Here is a 23,576-nt window from a genome sequence, read left to right on the forward strand (position 1 = left end):
TACATCTTCCCCGGCGGCCTGATCCCCTCCGACGACGCGGTCCGCAAGGCGACTTCGGCCACCCGGCTGCGGGTCGCCGACAGCAGGTCGTACGGTCCGCACTACGCCGAGACGTTGCGGCTGTGGCGCGAGCGCTTCAACCGGCGTGCGGACGAGGTCGATTCGTTGGGCTTCGACCATGTGTTCCGGCGTATGTGGAACCTGTATCTGTCCTGGTCCGAGGCCGGTTTCCGGTCCGGCTACCTGGACGTGCGGCAATACCTGCTGATGGAGGCATGAGCGACTCGGGCGGTAATGGTCGGCAGGCAAGGGCTGTTACTCGACCGACGCGAGAGTCGTTTCGTTTGTCGACCGAGATCGTAGGGTGCCTCGCTCAGCGGTGGGCACTTCTCCGCACGCCTGATCGACCGCGACGACAACGAGCGCGTGGGCAGCCGGTTGGGCAGCACCTTCTACGGCGAACACCGCATGCTCGACGGGGATGCCTTCCTCGTCACCGTCGTTCCCTGACGGAGCTGAACCGTGTGCGAAGGCCCAGGTTCTTCCGGGACTGTCGAGCCCGGCCCTGCTGGACGGGTCCCTTGCTTGCGAACGACGAGATGTTCGGTGAGCGTAGAGGTCGATGGGTCTTCCTGTGCCGAGGGTGTTGATCAGGGTCTGGAGTTCGGTGGGCGGGGGCTTGGTCGACCATGCCCGCCAGTAGCGTTGCAGCGTGGTCCAGGGTGCCAACCAGCCACGGACGGCCCGGATCGCTTGGGGCCGGGAGGCCGTTCGGGGCTGGTGGGACGTGGGAGTTCCCCCTCTCTGGGTGGTGCGGTTCCAACTCCTCGGCATCGACGCACGGGGGCGGGACGGGTTGGCGGCGAGATACCAGGTAGGTGGCCTCGGCCGGCAGTGTCGCCGGGTCGGCGGTGGCCACCACCAGGCGTGTCGTCCCGTCCGGACCCCACCACCCGAGCCTCGCGTCGGCGGCCACCAGGTCTCGGTGTGGCCGTCACGGAAGCGGCGGATCACCGCGTTCCAGTCGCCGGGATCGCCCGGCCCGCCCCAGGTCGGGACGCGGGCGGCGTCGACGGGGGTATGGGCCTGGTCGCCCTGGGTCCGGATCCCGTGGCGCGGCTTCAACGCCGTCACGAACGGCATTCCGGCGTCGACGAGTTCGCTGCGGAAGCCGTCCCGGTCGCCGTGGGCACAGTCTGCGGCGACCGCCTGAAAGGACACCCCGGCCTTGTCGGCCTCGCGGGCCAGGACGGCCCCGATCCGCAGTTTCGTGCGGAAGTCGGGGTCGTTCCCGCCTTGTGGGAAGTGGTGGGCCGGGGTGCAGCGGGTCGGGCGCACGCATCGCCACGACCCTGATCCACCACATGGTCGACCGCGGCATCCGCTACGGGCTCCAGACGATGTGCGAAGGCGGCGGTCAGGCCAACGCCACCATCTTCGAACTCCTGGCATGACACCGGCCGGGCACACCGGCATCGGCCCTGCCCGCACTCGGTTCCGCGGGACCACACGACCTGCGGAACCGCACACCTCAACAACACCGAGCAAGGAGCTGTATCGATGAGTCGTTACGACGGACGGGTCGCTGTTGTCACCGGGGCGGCACGGGGGATCGGGCTGGGCATCGCCACCCGGCTGGCGGCGGAGGGCGCCTCGATCGCGATCATCGACCTCGACGAGGCGGCGGCGAGCCAGGCCGTCAAATCCCTGCCGCTGGCCCCAGCGGCGAAGGCGTATGCGATCGGCGCCGACATCAGCGACGAAGCCGCGGTCGAGGCGGCGGTCGACGGTGTCGTCGACGAGCTGGGTGGCGTCCACGTACTCGTCAACAACGCCGGCATCACCCGCGACGGCCTGGTCTTCAAGCTGACCGAGAACGACTGGGACCTCGTCATGAACGTGCACCTGAAAGGCGCCTTCCTGATGACCAGGGCCGCGCAGAGGCACTTCGTCGCACAGAGGTACGGCAAGATTCTCAACCTCTCCAGCACCTCCGCACTCGGCAAGCGAGGGCAGGCCAACTACGCGACCGCGAAGATGGGGATACAGGGCCTCACCCGCTCCCTGGGCATCGAACTCGGGCCGTTCGGAATCAACGTGAACGCCATCGCGCCAGGATTCATCGTCACCGAGATGACCGACGCGACCGCGGCACGCCTGAAGATGGACGTCCAGGAGTTCCGCAAAATCGGAGCCGAGAAGAACCCGGTCAAGCGCGTCGGCTTCCCCGACGACGTCGCAGCGGCCGCCGCGTTCCTGTGCAGCGACGAAGCGTCGTACATCACCGGCCAAACCCTGTACGTCGACGGCGGCGCCAAGCTGTAGTCACGCCGGCGCGACTACCACCTCCCCTCGCCGAGACCGCCACGGCGACGCCCCCGACAGCCGTTGAAACCAACTTCTCGGCGGGCGGCTACCAGCTCGGCCCGTAGAACGGGGGTGTCCCCGATGCCTGCGGCAAGCCGGTGGGTCAACCCTGACCCCAGTGTGACGCTGGTGGGACGGTCAGCAAACGGGCCTTGTCGCCGGCCGCGATGGCAACACACCCCGGGGCTGGGGCCGTTGCCCTTGCGCCTGGGTCAAAGGCCTGTTCGGCACGATCACCGCCAGATTCTTGGACGCACAGGGCAGGGCAGGGCAGGTGGCACTCACCCGAGTCCAAGCGGCGATTCCGGGAGTGTCGCCGACCGGCGCCACTCGCATTACACGAGCAGACAGGGCCATCCAACGATCCAGCCGACCCCGGCGACCGCGTGGAACCGGGAACGGCGACCCCCCGCAATCAGGAGTGCCGACCGTGACCACAGCCCTCCACCCCGGAAGACAGACTGCCGCACAAGCCCTCGCCGACCACCTGGGCGCAGTCAGCCGCCCGGCCGTCATCATCGAACTCCCCTCAACACCCCAGGGCGGCCACGGCGCCCGAATCGAGGCATGGGCGGACATCGAAGGCGGCGGAGTCGCCGTATCCGTCATGCCCTACGTCAGCGTCGCCCGCAAGCCCGAATCCCACCCGATCGCAGAACTGTTCATGCCCTCCTGGGCGACCCGCGCGGAGATCCTGGGCCCGTTCGTCGAGGGCATCCTCACGCACGGCCCCCGCTTCGGGACCCGGCACGGAGGGACACACAAGGCACTCGGTGACCTCGATCTCCGAAAGGTCGCCGCACGCCTGGGCATCGGAACCACCGCCGCCGGCCTCCACATCGATGCCCCATGGGACGAACCCCTCTTCCTCGTCCAGCCGACCCGATGCCCGACGGCCACCCGGATCCCGTCTCCATCGCCCTCTACGGCTCATGGAACAACGCGTCGCTCACCGCTGCCCTGCGCCCACTCATCCACGCGATCCAGGCCCGGTGACCACACCACAAAGGGACCGCGCACACGCCCCGCCGTCCTCCGCACCTACTGTTGACCGACGGCGGCCGAATCCGAGGGGCGCTGGCCGGCCGGTTGGGAACAAGTCCGTGTCACCCTCGGAACCGCGCGCGGTCTTCGTGGATCCGCAGCAGCATGCCGGTGAGCGGTTCGCTGCCGTCATCGGGAACGAGCACCATCAGCTGCGCCGCGATGTCCCGATCGGCCCGCGCCCGTTCATCGGTCCCGCCGTGCTGCCACGTGACCTTCGGCTCGAACAGAGGACTGATCTCGCCCCAGCCCGGCCCCGGCTCGACCGGCAGTCCGTCCAGAACATGTCGATCTCTTCGAGAACCAACGTTCCGACGTGCGTGTCACCCCGTCTGAGCTGCCACGATCCCGGCGCCAACTCGACCCCCTCGCCATTGCACTGCCGGGAACGCCTGTACGGACGGCAGGACGGGATGCGTCCTTGCAGGGGTGGGCACGTTCCACGGGCGCGGCGCGAAAACATCCGGTATGCGTCCGCCAAGGCGTGCGATCTCGCCACGCAACCAGTCTCCGAGAAAGACGGTGGCGGCCCGGCTCGAGGCAAGGACATGCGCGACTCCTTCGTTGCCGACGTGGATCGTCGGACCCTCGGGCGTGTCTTCAAGCCCCCGTCGGGCTCCGCCTTCCGCGCGGCTTCCTCACGGCACCCGACGCACGCGCCGGCCGCGACGACCCCGTCGCCCGGTGGCCGGTCGACCGGCGACGTGGGCACAGTGGTGCGCCTGCACCTCGCAGAGAGGGAGCCTGACCGGCTCTGTTCGCGTGTCGTGGTTCCGGCTCGAGTTCTGTGTGCCCTATGCGCTCGGCAACTCCGTGTCATGGACGCGGGTTCCGGTGGCCGGCGCGGGCCGCGGACCTCTCGGAGTTTACGGGCGGTGCCTTTGCCCCAGAGCCGGTTGAAGCGACCTGTGTGTGTATCGCCCGTAATGAGGTCACGAGGCAGGTGTCGCCTTCTTGAAGACTTCGAACACGGCCAGGTAGTTCTTGCCGCCATGGCCCTCGGCGATCGCCTGCTCGGCGATCGCCTTCATCAGCCGCGGCTGGTCGGAGTGGATGCCCTGCTCCAAGCAGGTGCGGGTGATGTGGTCGAGCGCGTTGAGGTTCATCTCCATGGTGCCCACGTCGCCGGGGTAGTTGCCCTTGTCCAGGTCGGGAGCCTGCTCGGTGAGGGTTGAGTCCAGTATCGAGGGCATGAACCAGTTGAGTGCGAGATCGGCGAATGTGACCGCCGAGACGTTTGCCGACCCGACCAGCGCGGTGGCATGCAGAAAGCCGTTCATGGTCGCGTACATCATGTCGAGCAGTGCCGCGTTGTACAGCACCGCCAGGCTGGGGTCGGAGCCGAGGTACCGGGGAGCGCCCATGCCCGCCAGCGTCGCCCGATGCTTGTCGAAGACGTCCTGTGAACCGCTGTAGAGGAAGACGGAGTCGGGGTGCCCGACGAGGGGCGGCGGCACCATGATCGCGCCGTCCAGGTAGTCGATGCCTCGCTCGGTTGCCCAACTGACCGCTGCGCGCGCCTCTTTCGGAGTACCGGAGTTGAGGTTCACCAGTACGCGGCCCTTCAAGGCGTCACCAGCGGAGTCGAGGACCGCGTACATGGTCTCGTAGTCCTTCAGGCAGATGATCGTGACAGGGCTCGCGGACACCGCCTCGGCGACGGTCCCCGCGCGGTGGACGCCCCTGGTGACGAGGCTGTCGGCTTTCTCCGGGGTGCGGTTCCAGACGGTCGTGAGGTGGCCGTGCCCCAAAAGCGTCTCGGCGAGGGCGAGGCCCATGGGGCCAAGGCCGATGACGGTAACGGGTGCGTGCTGCGGGCTTGCTGATTCCTGGTTCGTCATGCGGCATAGACTGCTGTCTCACATCGATGTGAGAGTCAACTGAACGTGGTGGTCGTCACATGCGCATGGGAGAGTTCTCCCGGCGAACCGGGGTCAGCCAACGCCTGCTGCGCTATTACGAGGAGCAGGGGCTGCTCAAGCCATCGCGGCGGCCAAGCGGATATCGCGAGTTCACGGAAGCGGACATAGCCACAGTGCGGGGCATCCGCCTGCTGCTCGGCGCCGGTCTCAACACCGCCACGATCGCCGAACTGATGCCCTGCATGGTCGACGATGGGCAGACCCTGACCCCGGCCTGTTCTGGCATGCTGCCCGACCTCAACCGCGAACGTGAACGCATCAACGAGGCCGTGGCCGGCCTGCTGGCCGCACGGGAGACGCTGGACACCGTCATCGCCGCCACGGTGCAGGCCGGAGACGACGATCCGGAAGCCTGCTACGCGGCCGGTGCCGCAAAGCCGCCCGGCGACGCCACTGCGGAACCGCTCGGCATCAGGTCTGACTAGCGCCGGATCAGGCGACGTTCACCCTGTTCACGACGGCGCGGAGGCACCGGCCGTCGGCGCGGCGGTTTCGCCGTTTCCGGCCGCGGGGCCGGCGGTCGGCAGTTCACCGCGCGGTACGACCCGGAGACCGAGACCGCCCGCGCTCTCGCCGCGCTGAGCACCGACCCGGGGAGGCCCCTGGAAATGATCAGCGACGACTGGGACAGGCGGCTGTTCGCACGATCCGACATCGATGTTCCTCAGCCCCCGGTTACCGGAAGCGCTGGGGTAGGTGCCGTCCACGATCCGGCGGCATCTGCGAGCCCTGACCGCTCTGGGTCTGGTCGAACTCGGGGCCGGAACATCGATATCAGATCGTGCGCCAAGCCCGCGTCGGCCCTGGTGACGGGCCGACGCGCCATGCCTGGCCGGTGAGATCGGAGACTGAGGCGCAGCCAATCCCCCACTATCTGCGGCAACTCCGGATGCGAGCTGCGGAGACTGTTCCCGGGGCGGACGCGAAGCGACCCCGTTGTCTGTGGCAGCCGCGCGACGAGGTCATGGCGGAGGCCGTGGCGTTGCCGGTCGCGGCCGGGCCGACGGTGCGGGCGGCGGCGGTCGCGTTCCTCGACGCGCAGCCGAACCCGAACACCGCCCGCGCGTACGCCACCGCCGTCGGCAAGGTCGCCGAGCACCTGGGCGAGACCCAGCCGCTCGCGTCGGTCGCCGATGACGAAGTCTGCCAGGCGCTTGAATTCGAATGGAGCGGCCCCGCGGTCGACACATGGAGCGCGCGCGGCGGCGCTGTCCTGGTTCGCCTGGTGCCGGGAGCGCGTGCACGCGGCACCGTCGATGCCCGCGTGGGCGAAACGGCTGCCGCCGCCAGACTCGGCGACCCCGATGCGGTCGAAGACCGCGATCGACCGGCCACTCGCCCGCCGCGAGGTCGGTCTGCGGGAGAAATCGCTTACCGGATGCTCTACGAGACCGCGGCCCGCGCCGACGAGATCCTCGGGCTCAACGTCGAAGAGCTGAACCTTGCCCAACGTCGCACACCGATAGGGGAAACTCGGTACACGAGGTGGTCACCGGCACCGGGGGTCGGCTGATTGGGCATTTCCGGCGGCTTCATCGAGGCCGATGCCTGATTAAACTTGGCACCCTGCTTAGGGGGTTGCCTCACCCGACCCGCGTGACGACCTTCATCCCGGCCAGCTCCCGGCTGAGCCCGCGCCCGTCGCCGAGGGCGTCGTCCCCGCCCTCCATGTCGAGGCGGTGGACCGTCGGGTCGTCCGTGTCCTGCTCATCCAGGTCGGCGACGTACCAGTGGTAGTCGCCCTTTTGGCCGATGCCGTACCAGGCGCGCCGCTCGCGGAAGTACCCCGCCTCGATCTCCGTGCCATGGAAGTCGACGAGGGCGTCGGAGTAGTCGTCGACGCGGACGTCGCCGGCCGTGAAGACGACGGCGAAGAGCCGCTGCGCCCACTCCGGCACCTGCCGCTTGCCGGCCGGTGTGGCGACGACCCAGTCGATCGGCGCGAACCGATCCGGCATCTGCCCGCCGAGTCGTCCGAGCCGTTCGATGACGTGCTCGCCAGGGCCGCCGGCCGGCGGTGGTGGCACCGCGCCGGCGTCCCACAGCAGCTCCCGCAGCACCCGCTCGCTCTCGGAGTCCCCGTCGACGAGGGACAGCGGCGTCGCCTCGGACGACAGGGAGATGTCGGGGTTCGCGCCGGCTGCCAGCAGCAGCCGGACGCACTCGGTCTGAGCCGTCCTCAGGTCCTCGTCGAAGGTCAGGCACTGGAAGCAGACCCCGAGCGGGGTGTCGTCGCCGGAGTCCACGGCGCCGAGGTCGGCACCGGCGTCGATGAGGAGCCGTACGACGGCGGGGTCCGGGATGCTGCCCATCGTGAGGCTGTCCACGGCGACGTGCAGCGGCGTGGAGCCGGCGAAGACGTCGCCCCAGTCGGCGAACCACCGCCCGGCGGCGACCTCCTCGGTCGTCGCCGCCCTCGGGTCCGCGCCCGCTCCCAGCAATGCCGCGACGACCTCGGCGGACCTGGCCGCCGCCGCCAGATGCAGGGGCGTGACCCCGGAACCGTCGAGCGGCCCGAGCGCGGCCCCGTCCCGCAGCGCCCGGTTCACCGCTGCCGAGTCGCCGGCCGCACAGGCCGCCGCGAAATCCCCCGTGGACATCCAACTTCCCCTTCGTCGACGGATCCGCTCATCACCAGCGGCGACGCGATGGTACCGCCGCGGCGCAAACGCCTGGGTCGGGCGCCCCACCGCTTGAGAAGGCGTCTCATTTGGATGCGGTGACGCTTGTGGAGCGGTTGGTGCCGGACGAGTTGTGGGGGTTGTTCGAGCGGGTGGTGCCGTCGAGGCCGACTCGTCCGCAGGGCGGTGGGCGTCGAAGGTACGGGGATCGTGAGGTGTTGGCCGGGATCGTGTTCGTGGCGACATCCGGTTGTACGTGGCGACAGTTGCCGCCGGTGTTCGGCGCATCCTGGCAGACGATCCACCGCCGGTTCACGGAGTGGAGTCGCGCCCGCGTGTGGGCGAAACTGCATCGGGTCCTGCTGGATGAACTCGGTGCGAGAGGCCCGGTGGACTGGTCGTGGTGTGCGGTCGATTCGGTCAACATGCGGGCCTTGAAAAAGGGGAGTTGACGGGTCCGAATCCTTCTTTGCGGCGTCCGTTCTCTGGCTGGTCACGGGCACGTCGGTGGAGGTCTTCGCGCTCTGGGCGTCCATGACGGAGCCCGTGGGTTCGGGCTTGCGGCCCTCCTTCACACGGGCCGGCACGGTCAGGTCGTAGTTGAGTCGGGCGAAGATTCCCTCGTCGCGCCACGCCGCGTGGTAGGCGTGGGTCGGAAAGTCGTGCGGGAGATATTTCCAGGGAATTCCGGTGCGGTTCACATAGAGAATCGCGTTGAACACGTCGCGGAGCTGGACTCTGGCCGGCCGGTGGGTCTGCGGTCGAGCGGGCTTTTCTCCATGCCGTCAACGTCGGCTCGATCAGCGCCCATCGGGCGTCGGACAGGTCGCTCGGGTACGGCTTCCGCTGGCTCACGGAAGAGCTCCTACACGAACAACGGTGCCGAGGACCGTACTTGGCTGATAGGGAGTTTCCGTGCCATCGACAAGCCAGACGGAATCCGGGTGCGATGAGCGGAGCAAACAGGCATCCAAAGCCGGAGCTTCACGGATGCGAGGATGCATGTATGGCGCAAGTCCTGCCGAACGCCACTGACAGCCGAGCAACTTAACGCCTCAACCTGTAGCTGAATCCCCACTCGGAACGGTGGTGTCCCGGTGCCGGTGACGTGGGCCTGGCGGTCCAGGACATCGTCGGTGGTGAAGCGGGCCGCGTGCCGGCCGTAGCGCAGCACGCGGATCCAGGCCGTGGCGATGCGGTGCATGTCCGATGCGTCGACGGACCACACCTGTCCGCGCCACATCCCGTTCGGGTTGGCTTGCAGGCGTGCCTCCACGGGGACGGTGACGCCGTCGGCCACCACGAGGGCCGGTCCGTCATAGCGGTCGGGACGAGGTTCGCCCCCGCTCACCTGTTGGCTCCACCGATCGGCGTGAGGTGGCCCGCGTCGACGGCGAGGCGGCTTTCGATCTCGAGGTCGGGATCGTGGAGCGCTCGTACGTCTGTCGGGTGTCCATGGTCCGAATCTGCGTTGACCGATTCGGTTTCGCCGGCGACGGACTGCGTGTGACGCAGGCGATGGTCGGCCTCGGGCGCGTCGGTCAGGATCGCCGAGGCCGATTCTCGCGAAGGTCCCTCGTGAGGCACACCGCCGAGGCAGCCCTCGCCCCCCTGGGGTGACGGTCGGATCGGCCGCTCGGGTGGTCAGCTCGCCGGCCGTCGCGACGAATCCGCCGACAGCGGTTTCTGGTCGGCCCCGGGGCTGGGGGGTGTTGCTCCCAGGACGGCAGCCAAAAGCCCCGGGAAGCGGTGCTCGAGCTCGGCTCGACGCAGGTGGCTGGGACGGGAGGTGCCGTCGATGCGGGTCGAGACCACACCGCTCTCGCGCAGGATGCGCACATGGTGTGACGCCGTCGAAACCTTGACCGGTACGTCGAGCGAGCTACATGTGGCCTCGCCCACGATGTCGAGTTCGCGCACGATGCGGAGTCGGATGGGGTCGGAAAGTGCCTGAAGGACGGTGGCGATGTCGACCCGAGCGAGGTCGGGTTGCGGCAGCAGCGTGTGTGTGGGCGTATGCACGTCTTCGACTCCATGGAGATCCGGCCTATTACGATGTTCATCGGAATAGAGTTACGATGCTCGTCGTAGCTTACGTTGGCTGTCGAAGGAGTGCATGTGTCCAGCCCACATACCCCGCACCTGCCGCCGCACGCGACCGCGGCCACAGGGCCCGACGTCCCCGTCACCCGAACGTCCCGACCGAACCCGTCCGCCGACCGGATCGAACCCGACATCGCGCAGGCCCCGGGCAGCGATCACGCCTGGCGTCGGCACGCCGCAGTCCTTGCGATCGGCACGTTCGTGATGGGAACCGACGCATTCGTCATCTCCGGCGTCCTGCCCGATATCGCCGACTCACTCCACGTAGGGATCGGCGCGGCCGGACAACTGGTCACCGTGTTCTCCATCGCCTACGCGCTGCTCACCCCCGTGCTCACCGCGCTGACGACACGCTGGTCGCGACGGACCGTACTCGTGACCGCCCTCATCATCTTCGCGATCGGCAACGTGGCCACGGCCGTCGTACCCGGCTACTGGGCTGTTCTCGTCACACGCGTGGTCGCGGCGGCGGGCGCGGGACTGTTCACCGCGAACGCCAGCGCCACCGCCTCGACTCTCGCCGGACCCGCACATCGCGGCAAGGCCATCTCACTCGTCATGCTCGGCATCACCCTGTCGCTCGTCCTGGGTGCGCCGCTGGGAACCGTGCTGGGCAACGCAATGGGTTGGCGTGCCACGATGTGGTGCGTGGCGGCTCTGGGGCTCCTGGTCGCACCCGTCCTGTTGTTCTGCCTCCCGAACATCGATCGTGTCACCACCCGCACCGGACTGCGGGGCGGCTTCAAGCCGCTGCGTTCGCAAGGTGTACGGCGGCAATTGACCATCACCGTGCTCGCCTTCACCGGCATCTACATCCCGTACACCTACCTGAGCGCCATCTTCGAACCCGCCACCGGCGGCGGAGAGGGCGGCGAACTGGCTCTGCTGGTACTGGCGTTCGGAATCGCGGGGACAATCGGAAACCTGATGGCCGGACATCTCGCGGACCGTCGCGGCGCCCGCCGAGCCGTGCTCGGCGGGCTGTCCGCCATCGTCGCGGTCTTCCTCGTCCTGCCCGCGCTGCGCGGATCGATGGCCCTCGCGGTTCCCGCGGCGGCCCTGACCGGACTGGTCTCCCTCGCGATCACCACGCCGCAACAGCAACAGCTCATCGCCGGATGGTCCGGCCCGACCATGCTCGTCACCTCCCTCTACCAATCGTCGCTGTACGCGGCTGTCGCGCTCGCCGGAGCCGTGGGCGCGGGCGGACTCGCGGTGATCGGCTCCCTCGGCCTGGCCCCGTTCGCCGCCGCCTTCGTACTGCTCGCCGCAGCGTTGTCCTGGCACTGGGGACGCGAACGAAACGCTCCCAAGACGGACGACGATCACACCGCGCACCACGTCGCACCCTCCCACCACGCCGCGTACGCGACCGACCTCCCCCGCACAGGAAGGCAGAAGTCATGACCCGCTACGCCCAAGTCGCCTACACCGAATCCGTCCGACAGGCCCAACGCAGACACGCCAGTCCCGTCGCCGACCGCCACCCGACCGGCCATCCGGACCATCGACCCGATCCGCTCACCGTGTTCGAAGCCGCCTTCATCGGCGAAAGCGACGGCTTCTACCTGGGAAGCGTCGGCGACACAGGATGGCCGTACATCCAGTACCGGGGAGGACCGGCGGGTTTCGTGCACGTCCTCGACACCCACACCCTCGCCTACGCCGACGTTCGGGGAAACCGGCAGTACATCACCACGGGGAACATCGGCGCCGACGATCGCGTGGCGCTGTTCTTCATGGACTATGCCAGCCGCGCACGACTGAAACTGTTCGGCCACGCCACTGCTCACGACCCGACACAAAACCCCGACCTGGCCGCTCGACTCGGCGTGATCCGCACCCCGGGGAGCGTGGAGCGCCTGATCGTCATCGACGTCGAGGGCTTCAACTGGAACTGCTCCCAACACATCACCCCCCGCTGGACCGAGGCTCAACTCGCCGACACGATGCCCCGACCGGACGAAGCCACGGAACCGGCCTGAGCCCGAAGCGTGCGCCCGGGGCGGGCACAGACACACCGATGCTCATCGGCCGGCCCGGGCCCACGCTTGCCACGCCGAAAGTCGCCACCGGCTGCGACCCGCAATCGCCAAGGGTCGCGCTGGTGCGGGAACTGAGCTTCCCCCGTTGTGCAAGAGGTATTGATTAGCTGGTCAGGGCGGCTTGCGGGGGTTCGATGACTGCCTGATTGGCCGTCGCTTGGTTGGGCGTAGTGCTTCTCGTCGTATACCGACGACCTGACCGATGAACAGGGGCAGGGCCGCCAACGGCCACGCCCGCCACCGCCCGCGACCGTCCCGCATCCACACCCATCCCAGCAACGCGATCGGCCCACTCCACCAGAGTGCCAAACCGGTTGCCGCGGGCACCACGGACTTCGGTCGGCGACCTCCTCCGGGCGGGGCCCGAACCGACCCCCGCGGACGCGCTCGCGCGACTCGTCCAGGACCTCGAGCCACTCCGAGATCCTGAGGACACCGGGCGCATCATGATCCACGCCTGGAGCGAATCGTTGCGCGACTCGGGACTGCGCGATGTCCTCGCGCGACTACAAACCGACATGTTGAGTGAACTCACGCAACTGGCACGGTAGTTCGCCGTGAACGGCCATCCTCCTTCCGGCGCCGATCCGACCGCCGCAGGGCGCACTCACCTGTCGATGATCCAGGGCTACGTCGTACGGCACCACGTTTTGGGCGACCTGACACCGGAACGCTATCCGGAGGGTCTGCGTGGGATCTTCCGGTGACCCGCGCCCGCCCCGGGTTGACAAGCACGGCGCCCCGTTTCAGCGGGCCACCCCGGTACCCGTTTTCACTCGCGACGGCCCGACGCCGACGTCGAGCGGGCGACGGGCCGCTCGGGCGCGCGGCCGGGGCCGGAAGGTGCTGCCTCGGCGCGACCGGGGTGTCGAAGGCGCGTCGCCAGAACGAGGCAGGCGCAGACCGCGGACATGGCCGCGGAGACCCACAGTGCGGCGTCGGCCCCCTCGGCCGCGTCCGCGCTCCCGGTTGACACCGTGACGACGATGGCCACACCGAGGGCGGAACCGATGTACCGCGCCGTGTTGTTGGCGCCGGAGCCCATGCTGGTGCGATCCGGCGGCACCGTCGCGACGGCCTGGCCGGCGAGCGTCGCGTTCATCACGCCGCTGCTGATGCCTGCGATGAACAGACCGGGCAACAGACGGGGCCAGGAATCGGCCCCACAGGCCCCCAGCATGGCCAGGGCACCCACCGCGGCCATCACCAACGCGATGGTGATGCGACTGCCCGGTGACACGCGTCCGGCCAAACGTCGAGCGGCGAGCGCGACGACGAAGGAGGTGCCGGCCCACGCCGTGTAGATCTCCGCCGTGTGCAGGGGGCTGAGACCCATCGTGGTCTGGAGCAGGGTCGGCAGGTAGCTCATCAGGGCGATCGTTCCCAATCCGTTCGCGAACGCCCCGGTGGTGGCCGCGACGAAGGCGCGATCGGCGAACAGCGCCATGTCCAGCATCGGCTCGCGTCGGCGGTTCTCCACCACGACGAACAGGGTCAGCATCACCGCGGTGGCCGCGCCGAGCCATCCTGTCTCGGGGCGTGTCCAGCCCTCGCGACCGAACGTCAGCGTCGTGATCAGGAGCGCCACCCCGGCGGTCAACGTGATCATGCCCCAGAGGTCGACCCTGCGTGGCCGTTGCGCTCGTGACTCCGACATGCGGACGACGGCCGCGACCGCCAGGACCGCCGAGCTCGCGGCCAGGCCGACGTAGAACAGTCGCCAGTCGCCGAGTGCCTCGGCCAGGGCGGACGCCAGCGGCCCGAGGGCGATACCCGCACCGAGCATCGCCCCCCAGATACCGGTCGCCCGCGTGCGGGCCCGGGCATCCGGGTGGGCGTTGGCGAGTGCGCCGAGTCCGGCTGCGATGACGGCGGCGGTCGCGGTGCCTTGGGCGAACCTGCCCAGGACGAAGAGTCCCGTCGAAGGAGCTGCGGCGCACACCAGTGACGCCGCGGCCAACGCGACGAGCCCCGCGCTGAAGACCCTACGGCGGCCGAAGTTGTCCGCCAGGCTGCCCGAAGTGAGCAAAGTGGCGGCGAGCCCCACAGCTATGCCGTTGAGGATCCAGGTCTTGCCGGCGGCACTGCTGTCGAAAGACGCCGCCATGTCCGGCAGCACGGCCATCGGAGCGGTGTAGTTCATCAAGGCGAGAAGCGTCGCGGCGCAGGTCACGAACGCGGTGGCGTCGCGGCCTCGCACGTCCGGCCTCACCTCGCGTGATGGCATCGGCACAGTGGCCTCCGGATTCGTTCGTGCGTGGCGAGCGCGGTGGATCCCTCGACTCGCCCGACCCCGAGGGCCGGCCGATGGCGGGCGCGGCCTCGGGACGATCGGGCGTTCAACGCGACGCCATCCCGGCGCGGATGCGTTGCGCTGCGGCGAGGAGCCGTCGCTCCTGGTGGTAGGGGGCCACGAGTTGGACCGAGGAGGGCTGCTCCCCCGGGTTCGCGGCCAGTGGCACGGTGACCGCCGGGTGCCCGGTGTGGTTGAACAGGGAGGTGAGCCGCACCATCGCGGGGGTGACGAGTTGTTCTATCCCGGCGATGGTGACCGTCGCACGGTCTGCCTCGGGCACGTCGATGAGCAGTGTCGGGAGCGCGAGCACGTCCACGTCCTCGAGGAGCCGGTCGATCGCACGGCACAACTCCCCGCGGGCCTCCCGTGCCGCGGTGTAAGCCTCGGTCGAGACGTCGGCGCCGATCTCGCACACCGCGGTCATGCCGTCGCCGTACCGGGACTCCTTGGGGCCGAAGCGTTGCCGGTGGTACCGGGACATCTCGGCGCTGAGGACGGTCATGTGTACGGCGGACACGGCGTCGAGGTTGGGCAGCGACACCTCGCGGACATCGGCTCCCTCGGCGCGTAGGACTTGTGTCAGGTGCTCGTAGTCGCGGCGAACCGCGTCGCTCCGGATGGGCAGTTGCGGGACCACGCCGACGCGCAGGGAGGAGAAGGCCGGCACGTCGGCCGGCACGGCGGGTCCGTCCCCGGGTTGGAGGGCCGCCAGGAACGACGCGGAGTCGCCGAGGGTGCGGGTGAGGATGCCGACGTGGTCGAGCGAATGCGCGAGGGGCACGATGCCGTCGAGTGGCAGCAGGGAATGTGTGGGTTTCAGGCCGACGACTCCGCAGCAGTGGGCGGGGATGCGCACGCTGCCGCCGGTGTCGGTGGCGATGTCCGCGAACGACATTCCGGTTGCTACCGCCACCGCCGCCCCGCCGCTGGAACCCCCAGGGGACAGCGCCGTGTTCAGCGGGTTGCGGGCGGGGCCCGAGGTGGACAGCGCGAACTCGTCGAGGGACGTCTTTCCCAGGATGACCGCTCCCGTCCCGCGCAGAACGCGGACGATCTCGGCGTCGTATGCGGCGACATGGCCCCGCAGCACGGCCGATCCGGCTTCAAGGGGAAGACCCGCCACGGCACAGATGTCCTTGACCGAGACCGGAATTCCGTCCCAGGGCCCGAGAGCCTCGCCGCGTCGGTGCCGCTTCTCGGACTGCGTCGCCGCCTCGAGGGCCTCGGCTGCCGCGACGTGGACGAACGCACGAAGGCGGGGGTTGAGGCGGTTGACGCGATTGAGAGCGGCCTTGGTGAGTTCGACCGGTGAAAGCGCTCTGGTCTTCAACAGTTCGCCTACGTGTTCGACGCTCGCCAGGAGGACCTCGTCGTGGGGAAGGCTGGGGCGGTTGCCCGGGGCTGCGTCCCGGGTGCCGTGGGTTTCGGTCATCAGGACCAGGTCCTTCGGTTGGCTGCGGTTCGTCGAGCGCCCCGGTGGGCGCTCGCGGGCGATATGTGCGGCGCCGTGGCGTGTGGTGTCGGCGCCGCGTCCGGGGGAGCGGGCCGGCGGATGTTCACGAGGACCACACGCGTTGGGCGCCGACCCACGTGGACAGGACGTTCGCTTCGCTGACGCCTTCGGGGCCCGCCGTGATGATGTCGGTGTCCAAGACGGTGAAGTCCGCCAGGTAGCCGGGCGCGAGCCGGCCCTTGTGGTCGCCCTCGCCGCAGGCATGGGCCGATCCCACACTGTAGAGCTCGAGCGCCTCCAGGACGCTGATCCGCTGGTCGGCGCCGATGACCTGGCCCTCGGCGGTCGCCCGGGTGGTCATGGAGGCGATGGCGGTCAGGGGGGCGATAGGGGTCGTCGGGTAGTCGGAGGAGCCCCCGACGACGATGCCGGCGTCGAGGAAGGACCGGTGCGGCAGGATCGTGGCCGCTCGGTCCGCACCATAGAAGCCGACGAGCTGCGGGCCGTGCTGGCGAATGGAACCACTGAACGGCACGGGGGTCACGCCCGCGGCGCGAATGCGTTCCAGCAGCTGATCGTCGACCATGCTGCAGTGTTCGATCCTGTGGTTGAGACCGGCCCCGGGGGAAGCCGCCTGCGCTGCTTCGATGGCGTCGAGCACCTCGGAGATCGCGCGGTCTCCGTTCGCGTGAACCGCGATGCGCATGCCCTTCGCGTGCACCGCCCCGACCAGATCGGCGAAGGCCCGCTCGTCGACCAGTTGGATGCCGTTCCTGCCGTCCGTGGCGCTGGCGTACGGTGTGCTGCACAGGCATGTTCCGCCGCTCAATGCCCCGTCGTACATGGCCTTGATCCCGAGGAAGCGAAGCCGGTCGTCGCCGAATCCGGCGCCCAGGCCCAGTTCCTCGGCCGTGTCGAAGTAGGTGCTCCACAGCAGCATTCCGACGCGGGCCGTCAAGCGACCTGCGTCGCGCGTCGCCTGGTAGGTGCGCCATACCCGGGGCGTGACGATCGCGTCGCAGTACGACGTGATCCCCACAGAGTGGAGGAGGTTGTTCTCCTCGACCAATGCGTCCATCAACGAGTCCTGGTCCGGCTCGGGGACCCACGGGGGACGCCCGGTGCCGGACCAGTACGGCTCCAGGAACGCCTGTTCGTACAACCACCCATCCAGCCTGCCTGCGGTGTCGAATCCCAACTCCCCGCCCACCGGGGCCTCGGACGCGTCCGTGAGGCCCGTCGATTCCAATGCCTTGGAGTTGACGACCGCGATGTGCCAGTTGAACAGGACGACGACGATCGGATGGCGTGTGGAGATTGCGTCCAGGAAATTCCTGTCGATGCGACTCCCGGCGCTTCGGGCCGGGTTGAACCCGGCGGCGAAGATCCATTCGCCCTCGGGCGTGGCGGCCGCACGGGCGCTCAGTACCCGGCGCAGATCCTCGACGTCCTTCACGGCCGCGGGTGACACGTCCAGTCGCAGCCGTGTTTCCGCGGTGACCGAAGGATGACAGTGGGCGTCGTTGAAACCGGGTACGACCAGCCGATCGCCCAAGTCGACGATTTCGGCGAGCGGGAAGCGATAGCGCAGGTCGGCGAGGGTCCCGGTGTCGATGACGCGTTCCCCGAGCGTGGCGAAGGCCTCCGCGTCCCGATCGAAGGTGACGATGCGCCGGGCCCGAAAGATCCGCAGCGCAGGAGTGGGGGAAGGGGTTCGTGGCATTGGTGCTTTCTCCGGGATCTGAGGAGGAGCGACACCTGTCGGTGGCGCGGCGAGCCCCTGAGGAGCCGCGTTGGGGCGTTCGGTCGACGGACCGCGACTTCTGTCGTGCGCGGTGCTTTGGGGGCTATGCCCGACCAGAATTCTTGCCTAATCTTCTAATGAAGAAAGTTCTACTCCCTGGGGAACGCGGGGTCAAGGCATGTCGGGTCCGTCGAATGAGACACCGGAAGTGGGCCGAACACCTCCCGTCTGCGCTCGATCCTCGGCCCGCGTGACAGCCCGACGGTCCCGGCGTCCCTGGCTGTGGCACCTCACGCCGGGAAAGAACAAGGGAACGGAATCGGGTCTTGCCGGGCGGGTCCGGGGCCTGTACGTTCCTGCGTCATCCGTCGGACTCCGTGAACACACGCAGCCAGTCCGATGCCATACGGCGGTCGCCCAGTCCACCTCACGTCCGGTCACTCCTTCCCGGAACCGACGATCGAGGCCACGAACCGCACTCCGCGCCGAGGAGTCGCGAACCGGCCCCGCGCGACCACATTCCCCCCGCCGCTCGATCAACCGGCAGGTCCCCCGCCGCACGCCGTCGCGACCGGTTCACGCTTCGAAGGGGCAAGCCTGCCGCCCCTACTCCGGCGAGGCCGCCCCGGCGACCGACGCAGCTCAACCCGACGCCCGCGTCGGTCGGGTGTATTCACGACCGGCCCGTCAAGGAGAGACACCATGGGCAACGCCCGCCGTACCATCAGGCCACCGCTGACCAGACAGACCCTCACCGGCGTCGTGCCGAATCTGTCGGCTCGATGTGCCGAGCATCCCGCACTCGATTTCCTGACCAACTGTCTGCGCGGCGTCGGCATGGCCGGCTTCCTCGGCAATCCGCTGACCGGCACCATCATGCTCGTCACCGTGTGGTGGGTGTCGCCCTGGTTCGGCGCGCTCGTCTCGGTGGGAGTGGTGGCGTCGACCGCAACAGCCGCCCTGCTGGGCTTCGACCGCGCCGACGCGCGCCTGGGCCTTTACGGGTTCAACGGCGCGTTGACCGGAGCGGGGGCGGGGGTCCTGCTCGCGCCTTCGTGGAGTCCGACCGTGCTGGCCCTGGCAGCGGCCGCCGCCGCGGTGACGGCGCTGACCATGGGGGCGCTCATGTGCTTCATGACGCGCACCTGGGGGGTGCCCCCGCTGGCCCTGCCGATGAACGGCGTGCTGATGATGCTGGTCATCGCGCTCCAGCAGGCCGACGTCACTCACCTGCGCCCCTACGTGACCCCTCCGGATCCCACCCGTCCCCTCTCGGTCGATCCCACCCTGCGAGACACTCCTGCGGCGATCGCGGGCACCGATTCCTTGACGGATCATGTACGCGCGGTGCTGCACGGCATCAGCCAGTTGTTCTTCCTGGAGAGCGTCCCCGCGGCGTTGGTGTTTCTCGTCGCCATAGCCCTGTTCTCGCGACTGCTCGCAGCCCTGGCGCTGTTGGGCTCCGCCGCCGCGGTCGCCACCGCGACTCTGATGGGCTTCGACGGCTTCCTCGTCTACGTCGGGGTCGTGGGCCTCAACGGCGCCCTGGTCTGCATGGCGATCGGGGGAGTGTTCCTGACCCCCTCGGTCAAATCCGCAGTGCTCGGCATTGCCGCCGCCGCCGGCAGTTGCGTCGTCTTCAGCGCCCTCAACGCCGTGATGCGTGTGTGGGGTCTGCCGTCCTCACTCTCCCTGGCCTACTGCCTGATCGTGCCGGTCGTCACCGTGCTCAAATCGAAAGTCGGCGGCGTCGTGGCGGCGGCACCCGCTCCGACGGAGTCGGGCGAGGGACCGATCGAGACCGCCACCCCGCAGGGCACGGAACTCGACCGGGCGGCACGCACCGTCTGAGCTTCCGTCGCGACGTCGCGGCCATGCTCTCTTGCCAGGTCCACGATAGAAGAATATTCTACAAAAAGAGATCCGGAGGAAACAAACAATGACCAACTCGGAACACCTCCCCCAGCCCCTGGGCCCGTACAGTCACGTCCAGACGGCGGGAAACCTGGTCTTTTGCGCCGGGCAACTGGCGCTCGACGCCGACACATCGAAGCCGCTCTCGCACCTGCCGGCCGGTGAGCAGACGGCGATCGTCCTGCGCAACCTCGAACGGGTACTGATCGATTCGGGCTCCTCGCTGGGGCAGGTGCTCAAGACCACCATCTACCTCGCCGACCTCTCGGACTACGCCGAGGTGAACACTGTGTACGCTGCGGTGTTCGGTGACCATCGCCCGGCCAGGGCGACGCTCGAGGTCAGCCGCCTCCTGGGCGACCTGGCGGTGGAGATCGACGCGGTGGCAACATCGGAGTGATCGTGACGAAGGGGCGACAAGCCCAATGGTGAGGATCAAGTGGTAGACGCCAGTTTCGGCGCGTCCGTGCGTCATCGCCGCAGGCAGGCGGGGCTGACCCTGGAGGCCCTCGCCGAGAAGAGCGGGGTGTCGAGGGCGTCGCTGTCCAAGATCGAACGCGGTGAGCGAAGGCCGGGCCTGGGCACCGCGGTCGCCATCGCGGACGCGTTGGCGACGCCCCTGTCCGAGCTGCTGGGGCAACACGTCATCCCACCGGTCCAGATCCTTCGCGGGACGAGCAGCGTCGCGATGGTCGACGAGAACACGGGCGCGGTCCGTGAGTCGCTCTTTCCCGCAATGGACGGCGTCGAGATGGTCCGCTACACCGTCCAGGCGGGCAATACCGCGGGGCCCTTCCCTCCCCACGAACCGGGAACCCGCGAAGTCTTCACCATCTTGAGCGGCGGTGTCACCGTACGAGCGGGCACCCACGAAGTGGCCTTGACACAGGGGGACATGGCCGTTCTACCGGGCGATGTCGCCCACGCCATCTGCAACGCGGGCGACGTCCCCGCCGTACTACTCCTGGTGATCATCCGCCGCAGCTGACACCCCACCGCGGGTGGACCGACCACTGCCACGATCGGTCCACCCGCGGTCGCCCACGCGACTGCCCCGCACCGTCTCCGCCCCGTCGCGACAACTTCACGCCAGGCGGGCGCCGTTCGGTCGCGCGGCCGCCTCGAGTTCGACCGTGCACCCGTCGGGATCCTGAAAGAGAGAAATCGCCTCGATGGGGCGGTTCCGGTACACGACGCGAGGAGAATCCGATGGCCGCGCCCCACCACTGAGTCCCGAGCAGCGCCGGCCGGCCATTCACCGTGAAACCGAACACGGGAGGCGTCTCCCGGTCCAGCCGTGACCCTTCGGGGGCGCGGTCCGACGCCACCCCACGGTGACCGCGACGGCGTGCGCCCGCGGCTCCGGATGACGAGGCCGGGTCCGGGTCCGGGGTACGGGCGGGGATGCCCGCCCTTACGCTCCCCGTCGACGTCGCCCTCGCCACCCGTGTCGACCGGGTCCCCACCGGGTCGGGCTGGGCCCACGAGGCCAAATTGGACGGATGGCGGCGGACGTTGCTCTCCGTCAACCGAGATATGGCCAGCCCTGGCCGGGCTACTGAGGTTTTCGGCTGAGGGTGACTACGGAGCCGCGAGGGTGGCTTTTTTGCTGAGTGCGGGAGCCGTTTCTCGGCGCTGCCCAAGTGACGTCAAAACGAACTGACGCCGCTACCTCAGCTGGAGCGCAATCCGCCGTCGCACCGGGAGGCCGGATGCGGAAGTCGTCAAGGGTCGAAGGGCCGTGTTCGGCACGGCCGGAGGCCTTGCCCAGGAGTTCGGACGCCCACCCGGGTTCCGGATGCCGTTGCCGCCCGTCCCGGTGGGATCGCGCGCCGGTGATCATCCACAAGCCGCACGAGGGTGTTCCTACCACCGTCGTTCCAGTCAGGCGGCGCAACCTGCGGTGCGACCATGGCACCGAGAAAGCGATTCATCGCTGTCACGGGGTGACCGAACTGCTGTCGTGGCGTGCCCAAGAGCGCTAGCACATGCGTGGCCTGGCTGTGGTGGGGATGCACATTCCTGTGTCGGCCGGGTCGAGGGCGGGTGTGCTTGCGCCCATGAACGCGAAGTCGCCTCCGCCGCCGGTGTCTTCGGTCCCGGGCACGTCCCGCACGCCGCCGCTTCCCGCCGCCGGCGCGCGACGGTGAGTCCGTCGTCGAAGGCGGCGTCGGGGTGTGACCACACCATCCCGAGCATGACGAGCGCGCGGGTGCGCCGCTTGTCGAGGCGTCCGGCGGCGTACCGCTTTCGTTGGACGGCGGCCCATTGCCCGACCGGGTATCCGTGGTCGTGCCCGTCGCGCGCATTCAGCGGAATCCTGCGGTGGTTGTGTACGTGCGGGAAGCGGCGTGCGGCGAGGTAGCCGCGGTTCCAGTCGCGTTCGTCCGGGTCGATGACCCGCAGCCGCACGAAGTCCGCCGCCGCCGGATCACGCGGGCTCGAGAACCGCGGGAACGGCCGCGTCTCGACCGCCACGCCCTCACCCGACCCATCGATGCCCGGCAACCCACCCGGACCCTCCAGGGCCCCGCCCACGCCCTCCTCGGTGCCCACATCGCCCGCCGCCGCGCCGCCCTCGGCCGTGTTGTCCGCGTAGCCGTCGGATGCGTCGTCGACGGCTGCCCGGGCTGCGCCGCGTGCCGCTACCCGGGGGACGGCGAGTGCTTCGACGAGTTCCGGGGCGTGCGCGCGCAACGCTTCAAGGGATGGTCACCAGGTACCGGTGTCCGTTGCCTCGTTCGTGTCGATGCCGATGTGCCGGAACACGATGTGGACGAGCAACGGCTCTCCGCGTCGGGCGGCGGCCGCCGTGCGCCCCGGCAGGGGTAGGGGAGGGGTGATGCCCCGGGAGGTTGCGGCCTCGAACCTCGGCCTCCTTCGGTCCGGCTTCACGGTTGAGGTGCGGGACCGGTGCCGGCGGTCGTTGTCGGCCCCGGGAATGCGCGTGCGTACCCTTGACGGCATGAGCGATCGAATCGACTCCCGGGTGGCCGGGAACATCGAGTTCTTCCTGCGAAGGGCCTTGAGGACCGAGGGAAGTTGGAGTCCGGCGAGCCTCGCGGATGCCACTCTCGAAGCCGTCCACCGTGGGGGAGAATCAAACGAAGGCGTCGAGGTTCGCGGACGATTGTTCCGAGGGGGCCACGCCGACGTTCCGTTGCAGCCGGGCGGATGGCCGGATTCCGGGGCGGCGACTCTGGGGCAAGCGCTCGACAACATCTGGGGGCAGGCGGCGGAGTATTTCCCCGAGTGGGTGGCCGCCATCCGCCGGGAGATATTCGGCCTCGTGGTGGTTCGGTTACGAGGTGGGGATCACGTGGCCTACTTCTCGCGTTCTCGTCGTATACCCCGTGGGACGCAAGCCCAAAGGCTGAGCGACATCGATGAGCCGGGGCCCGGCGCCGGCGCGATCAACGTAATGTGGTCCGGCCCCCCGGCCGACCGGCGTTCCGACGACGAGACCATTCCCGTGTCGATCCGCGCTCTGGCGGCAGCGCACCGCTCACTGCACGCCGGTGACACGAGCCTTCGATTCGACTCGCCGGGCACCGAGAATCTGGGCGACCTGTTGCGTGAACGCTACGAAGGGGCCGAACCGGACGAGGAGGAAGAGGACTTCACTCTGGAGGATCTGAACGAGGGTGTCTTCGACGCGTGTTTCTACTTCGGTCATGACAATTCGGCGGCGGAATCATACTTCGTCGATCTCCACGAGCAGAATTCGACCGTAGACCCGCTGGTCGTCACTCTGAGCCCGGACGGTGCGAATCACGGAGACCGTTTCGGGGAGTGGTTCGATCACCAGGCCCGGGCCGCCCTGTTGGGTTTGTGAGCCCGAGGACGTCGAAGCCCTCGTGGAGGTGGCGGTAGCCGGTGGCCTGGGAAGTCCCGGCATCAGGGGCGAGGCAGCGCACGCAACCGCATTCGCGGAACCGGGGGTGCCTCGTCTCGTCGGGGTGGTCGGTTCGGTGCTCAGGTGGGTGTGGGGAGAGCGTGGAGCCGGGTGATGCCGTCGAGGATGTGCAGGGTCCGGGGCCATCACTGAACGACCGAACCCAGAACGA

Annotated in this window: 19 protein-coding genes and 3 pseudogenes; 13 read left to right on the top strand and 9 right to left on the bottom strand. The window is 68.8% G+C overall.

What is annotated here, in order from left to right:
• From ACIRL2_RS48845 to ACIRL2_RS48855, 3 genes and pseudogenes are all read left to right on the top strand, one after another.
• Positions 1-279: class I SAM-dependent methyltransferase (locus ACIRL2_RS48845; RefSeq protein WP_402241840.1), on the top strand; the 279-nt coding region annotated here is incomplete at its 5' end.
• 1,031 nt (positions 280-1,310) lie between these two features.
• Positions 1,311-1,454, top strand: a pseudogene (locus tag ACIRL2_RS48850) (acetyl-CoA C-acetyltransferase); the annotation flags it as partial.
• Between the two features lie 106 nt (positions 1,455-1,560).
• Positions 1,561-2,325, top strand: a complete 765-nt coding sequence (locus ACIRL2_RS48855) for an SDR family NAD(P)-dependent oxidoreductase (RefSeq protein WP_402241843.1) — start codon at positions 1,561-1,563, stop codon at positions 2,323-2,325.
• A 2,018-nt stretch (positions 2,326-4,343) separates the two neighbouring features.
• On the opposite strand, the gene ACIRL2_RS48860 is transcribed toward ACIRL2_RS48855, so the two are convergent.
• The gene (locus tag ACIRL2_RS48860; protein ID WP_395874145.1) at positions 4,344-5,252 is read right to left on the bottom strand and encodes an NAD(P)-dependent oxidoreductase; all 909 of its coding nucleotides are present in this window, start codon (positions 5,250-5,252) and stop codon (positions 4,344-4,346) included.
• A 59-nt stretch (positions 5,253-5,311) separates the two neighbouring features.
• Between ACIRL2_RS48860 and ACIRL2_RS48865 the strand changes: the two genes are divergently transcribed.
• Positions 5,312-5,758 (top strand): MerR family transcriptional regulator, encoded by a 447-nt coding sequence (locus ACIRL2_RS48865; RefSeq protein WP_395874143.1) that lies wholly within the window; start codon positions 5,312-5,314, stop codon positions 5,756-5,758.
• 539 nt (positions 5,759-6,297) lie between these two features.
• A complete protein-coding gene (locus tag ACIRL2_RS48870) occupies positions 6,298-6,846 on the top strand; it encodes a hypothetical protein (RefSeq protein WP_402241846.1) in 549 nt (182 codons plus the stop codon).
• Positions 6,847-6,916: 70 nt separating this feature from the next.
• Here ACIRL2_RS48870 and ACIRL2_RS48875 read toward each other — a convergent pair whose 3' ends face one another.
• Complete coding sequence (locus ACIRL2_RS48875) at positions 6,917-7,933, bottom strand: ankyrin repeat domain-containing protein (protein WP_402241849.1); 1,017 nt, start codon at positions 7,931-7,933, stop codon at positions 6,917-6,919.
• A 119-nt stretch (positions 7,934-8,052) separates the two neighbouring features.
• Between ACIRL2_RS48875 and ACIRL2_RS48880 the strand changes: the two are divergent.
• Positions 8,053-8,429 (top strand): annotated as a pseudogene (locus tag ACIRL2_RS48880) (transposase); the annotation flags it as partial.
• On the opposite strand, the pseudogene ACIRL2_RS48885 reads toward ACIRL2_RS48880, so the two are convergent.
• The 3 genes and pseudogenes from ACIRL2_RS48885 to ACIRL2_RS48895 all read right to left on the bottom strand — a co-directional run.
• Positions 8,419-8,809, bottom strand: a pseudogene (locus ACIRL2_RS48885) (transposase); the annotation flags it as partial. The pseudogenes ACIRL2_RS48880 and ACIRL2_RS48885 overlap by 11 nt on opposite strands.
• A 10-nt stretch (positions 8,810-8,819) precedes the next feature.
• Positions 8,820-9,305, bottom strand: coding sequence for a DUF4873 domain-containing protein (locus ACIRL2_RS48890; RefSeq protein ID WP_402241851.1), 486 nt, complete (start codon positions 9,303-9,305; stop codon positions 8,820-8,822).
• Between the two features lie 293 nt (positions 9,306-9,598).
• On the bottom strand, positions 9,599-9,976 hold the full coding sequence (locus tag ACIRL2_RS48895) for an ArsR/SmtB family transcription factor (RefSeq protein ID WP_395874137.1): 378 nt from the start codon (positions 9,974-9,976) through the stop codon (positions 9,599-9,601).
• A 96-nt stretch (positions 9,977-10,072) separates the two neighbouring features.
• Here ACIRL2_RS48895 and ACIRL2_RS48900 point away from each other — a divergent pair, with 96 nt between their 5' ends.
• The 3 genes from ACIRL2_RS48900 (at position 10,073) to ACIRL2_RS48910 (ending at position 12,809) form a co-directional block, all read left to right on the top strand.
• Positions 10,073-11,464 (top strand): MFS transporter, encoded by a 1,392-nt coding sequence (locus ACIRL2_RS48900; protein ID WP_402241854.1) that lies wholly within the window; start codon positions 10,073-10,075, stop codon positions 11,462-11,464.
• On the top strand, positions 11,461-12,042 hold the full coding sequence (locus ACIRL2_RS48905) for a pyridoxamine 5'-phosphate oxidase family protein (RefSeq protein ID WP_395874134.1): 582 nt from the start codon (positions 11,461-11,463) through the stop codon (positions 12,040-12,042). The genes ACIRL2_RS48900 and ACIRL2_RS48905 overlap by 4 nt, the downstream gene beginning before the upstream one ends.
• Before the next feature lie 617 nt (positions 12,043-12,659).
• Positions 12,660-12,809 (top strand): hypothetical protein, encoded by a 150-nt coding sequence (locus tag ACIRL2_RS48910; RefSeq protein WP_402241858.1) that lies wholly within the window; start codon positions 12,660-12,662, stop codon positions 12,807-12,809.
• A gap of 65 nt (positions 12,810-12,874) precedes the next feature.
• Here the strand turns inward: ACIRL2_RS48910 and ACIRL2_RS48915 are convergent, their stop codons facing one another.
• From ACIRL2_RS48915 to ACIRL2_RS48925, 3 genes are all read right to left on the bottom strand, one after another.
• Positions 12,875-14,302, bottom strand: a complete 1,428-nt coding sequence (locus tag ACIRL2_RS48915; RefSeq protein ID WP_402241861.1) for an MFS transporter — start codon at positions 14,300-14,302, stop codon at positions 12,875-12,877.
• A gap of 139 nt (positions 14,303-14,441) precedes the next feature.
• On the bottom strand, positions 14,442-15,830 hold the full coding sequence (locus tag ACIRL2_RS48920) for an amidase (protein ID WP_402241864.1): 1,389 nt from the start codon (positions 15,828-15,830) through the stop codon (positions 14,442-14,444).
• A 124-nt stretch (positions 15,831-15,954) separates the two neighbouring features.
• On the bottom strand, positions 15,955-17,574 hold the full coding sequence (locus tag ACIRL2_RS48925; RefSeq protein WP_402241867.1) for an amidohydrolase: 1,620 nt from the start codon (positions 17,572-17,574) through the stop codon (positions 15,955-15,957).
• Positions 17,575-18,297: 723 nt separating this feature from the next.
• On the opposite strand from ACIRL2_RS48925, the gene ACIRL2_RS48930 reads away from it, so the two are divergent.
• The 3 genes from ACIRL2_RS48930 (at position 18,298) to ACIRL2_RS48940 (ending at position 20,497) form a co-directional block, all read left to right on the top strand.
• Positions 18,298-19,446 carry an urea transporter gene (locus ACIRL2_RS48930; protein WP_402241870.1) on the top strand — a complete coding sequence of 383 codons (1,149 nt, stop codon included), beginning with the start codon at positions 18,298-18,300 and terminating at the stop codon, positions 19,444-19,446.
• Between the two features lie 88 nt (positions 19,447-19,534).
• The gene (locus tag ACIRL2_RS48935; RefSeq protein ID WP_395874123.1) at positions 19,535-19,909 is read left to right on the top strand and encodes a RidA family protein; all 375 of its coding nucleotides are present in this window, start codon (positions 19,535-19,537) and stop codon (positions 19,907-19,909) included.
• Positions 19,910-19,948: 39 nt separating this feature from the next.
• Entirely contained in the window at positions 19,949-20,497 is a 549-nt protein-coding gene (locus ACIRL2_RS48940; RefSeq protein ID WP_395874121.1) for a helix-turn-helix domain-containing protein, read from the top strand.
• An 896-nt stretch (positions 20,498-21,393) separates the two neighbouring features.
• On the opposite strand, the gene ACIRL2_RS48945 is transcribed toward ACIRL2_RS48940, so the two are convergent.
• Positions 21,394-22,065, bottom strand: coding sequence for a helicase associated domain-containing protein (locus tag ACIRL2_RS48945; RefSeq protein ID WP_402241920.1), 672 nt, complete (start codon positions 22,063-22,065; stop codon positions 21,394-21,396).
• Between the two features lie 409 nt (positions 22,066-22,474).
• Between ACIRL2_RS48945 and ACIRL2_RS48950 the strand changes: the two genes are divergently transcribed.
• Complete coding sequence (locus ACIRL2_RS48950; protein ID WP_402241873.1) at positions 22,475-23,344, top strand: hypothetical protein; 870 nt, start codon at positions 22,475-22,477, stop codon at positions 23,342-23,344.
• The last annotated feature ends 232 nt before the right edge of the window (positions 23,345-23,576 follow it).

Source organism: Embleya sp. NPDC127516, from assembly GCF_044765325.1.
GTDB lineage: Bacteria > Actinomycetota > Actinomycetes > Streptomycetales > Streptomycetaceae > Embleya.

Excerpts from the sequence above, each read along its gene's own strand:
- ACIRL2_RS48950 (WP_402241873.1), top strand. The coding sequence starts at position 22,475 with ATGAGCGATCGAATCGACTCCCGGGTGGCCGGGAACATCGAGTTCTTC.
- ACIRL2_RS48875 (WP_402241849.1), bottom strand. The coding sequence starts at position 7,933 with ATGTCCACGGGGGATTTCGCGGCGGCCTGTGCGGCCGGCGACTCGGCA.
- ACIRL2_RS48930 (WP_402241870.1), top strand. The coding sequence starts at position 18,298 with ATGGGCAACGCCCGCCGTACCATCAGGCCACCGCTGACCAGACAGACC.
- ACIRL2_RS48925 (WP_402241867.1), bottom strand. The coding sequence starts at position 17,574 with ATGCCACGAACCCCTTCCCCCACTCCTGCGCTGCGGATCTTTCGGGCC.
- ACIRL2_RS48860 (WP_395874145.1), bottom strand. The coding sequence starts at position 5,252 with ATGACGAACCAGGAATCAGCAAGCCCGCAGCACGCACCCGTTACCGTC.
- ACIRL2_RS48855 (WP_402241843.1), top strand. The coding sequence starts at position 1,561 with ATGAGTCGTTACGACGGACGGGTCGCTGTTGTCACCGGGGCGGCACGG.
- ACIRL2_RS48935 (WP_395874123.1), top strand. The coding sequence starts at position 19,535 with ATGACCAACTCGGAACACCTCCCCCAGCCCCTGGGCCCGTACAGTCAC.
- ACIRL2_RS48870 (WP_402241846.1), top strand. The coding sequence starts at position 6,298 with ATGGCGGAGGCCGTGGCGTTGCCGGTCGCGGCCGGGCCGACGGTGCGG.
- ACIRL2_RS48905 (WP_395874134.1), top strand. The coding sequence starts at position 11,461 with ATGACCCGCTACGCCCAAGTCGCCTACACCGAATCCGTCCGACAGGCC.
- ACIRL2_RS48865 (WP_395874143.1), top strand. The coding sequence starts at position 5,312 with ATGCGCATGGGAGAGTTCTCCCGGCGAACCGGGGTCAGCCAACGCCTG.
- ACIRL2_RS48920 (WP_402241864.1), bottom strand. The coding sequence starts at position 15,830 with ATGACCGAAACCCACGGCACCCGGGACGCAGCCCCGGGCAACCGCCCC.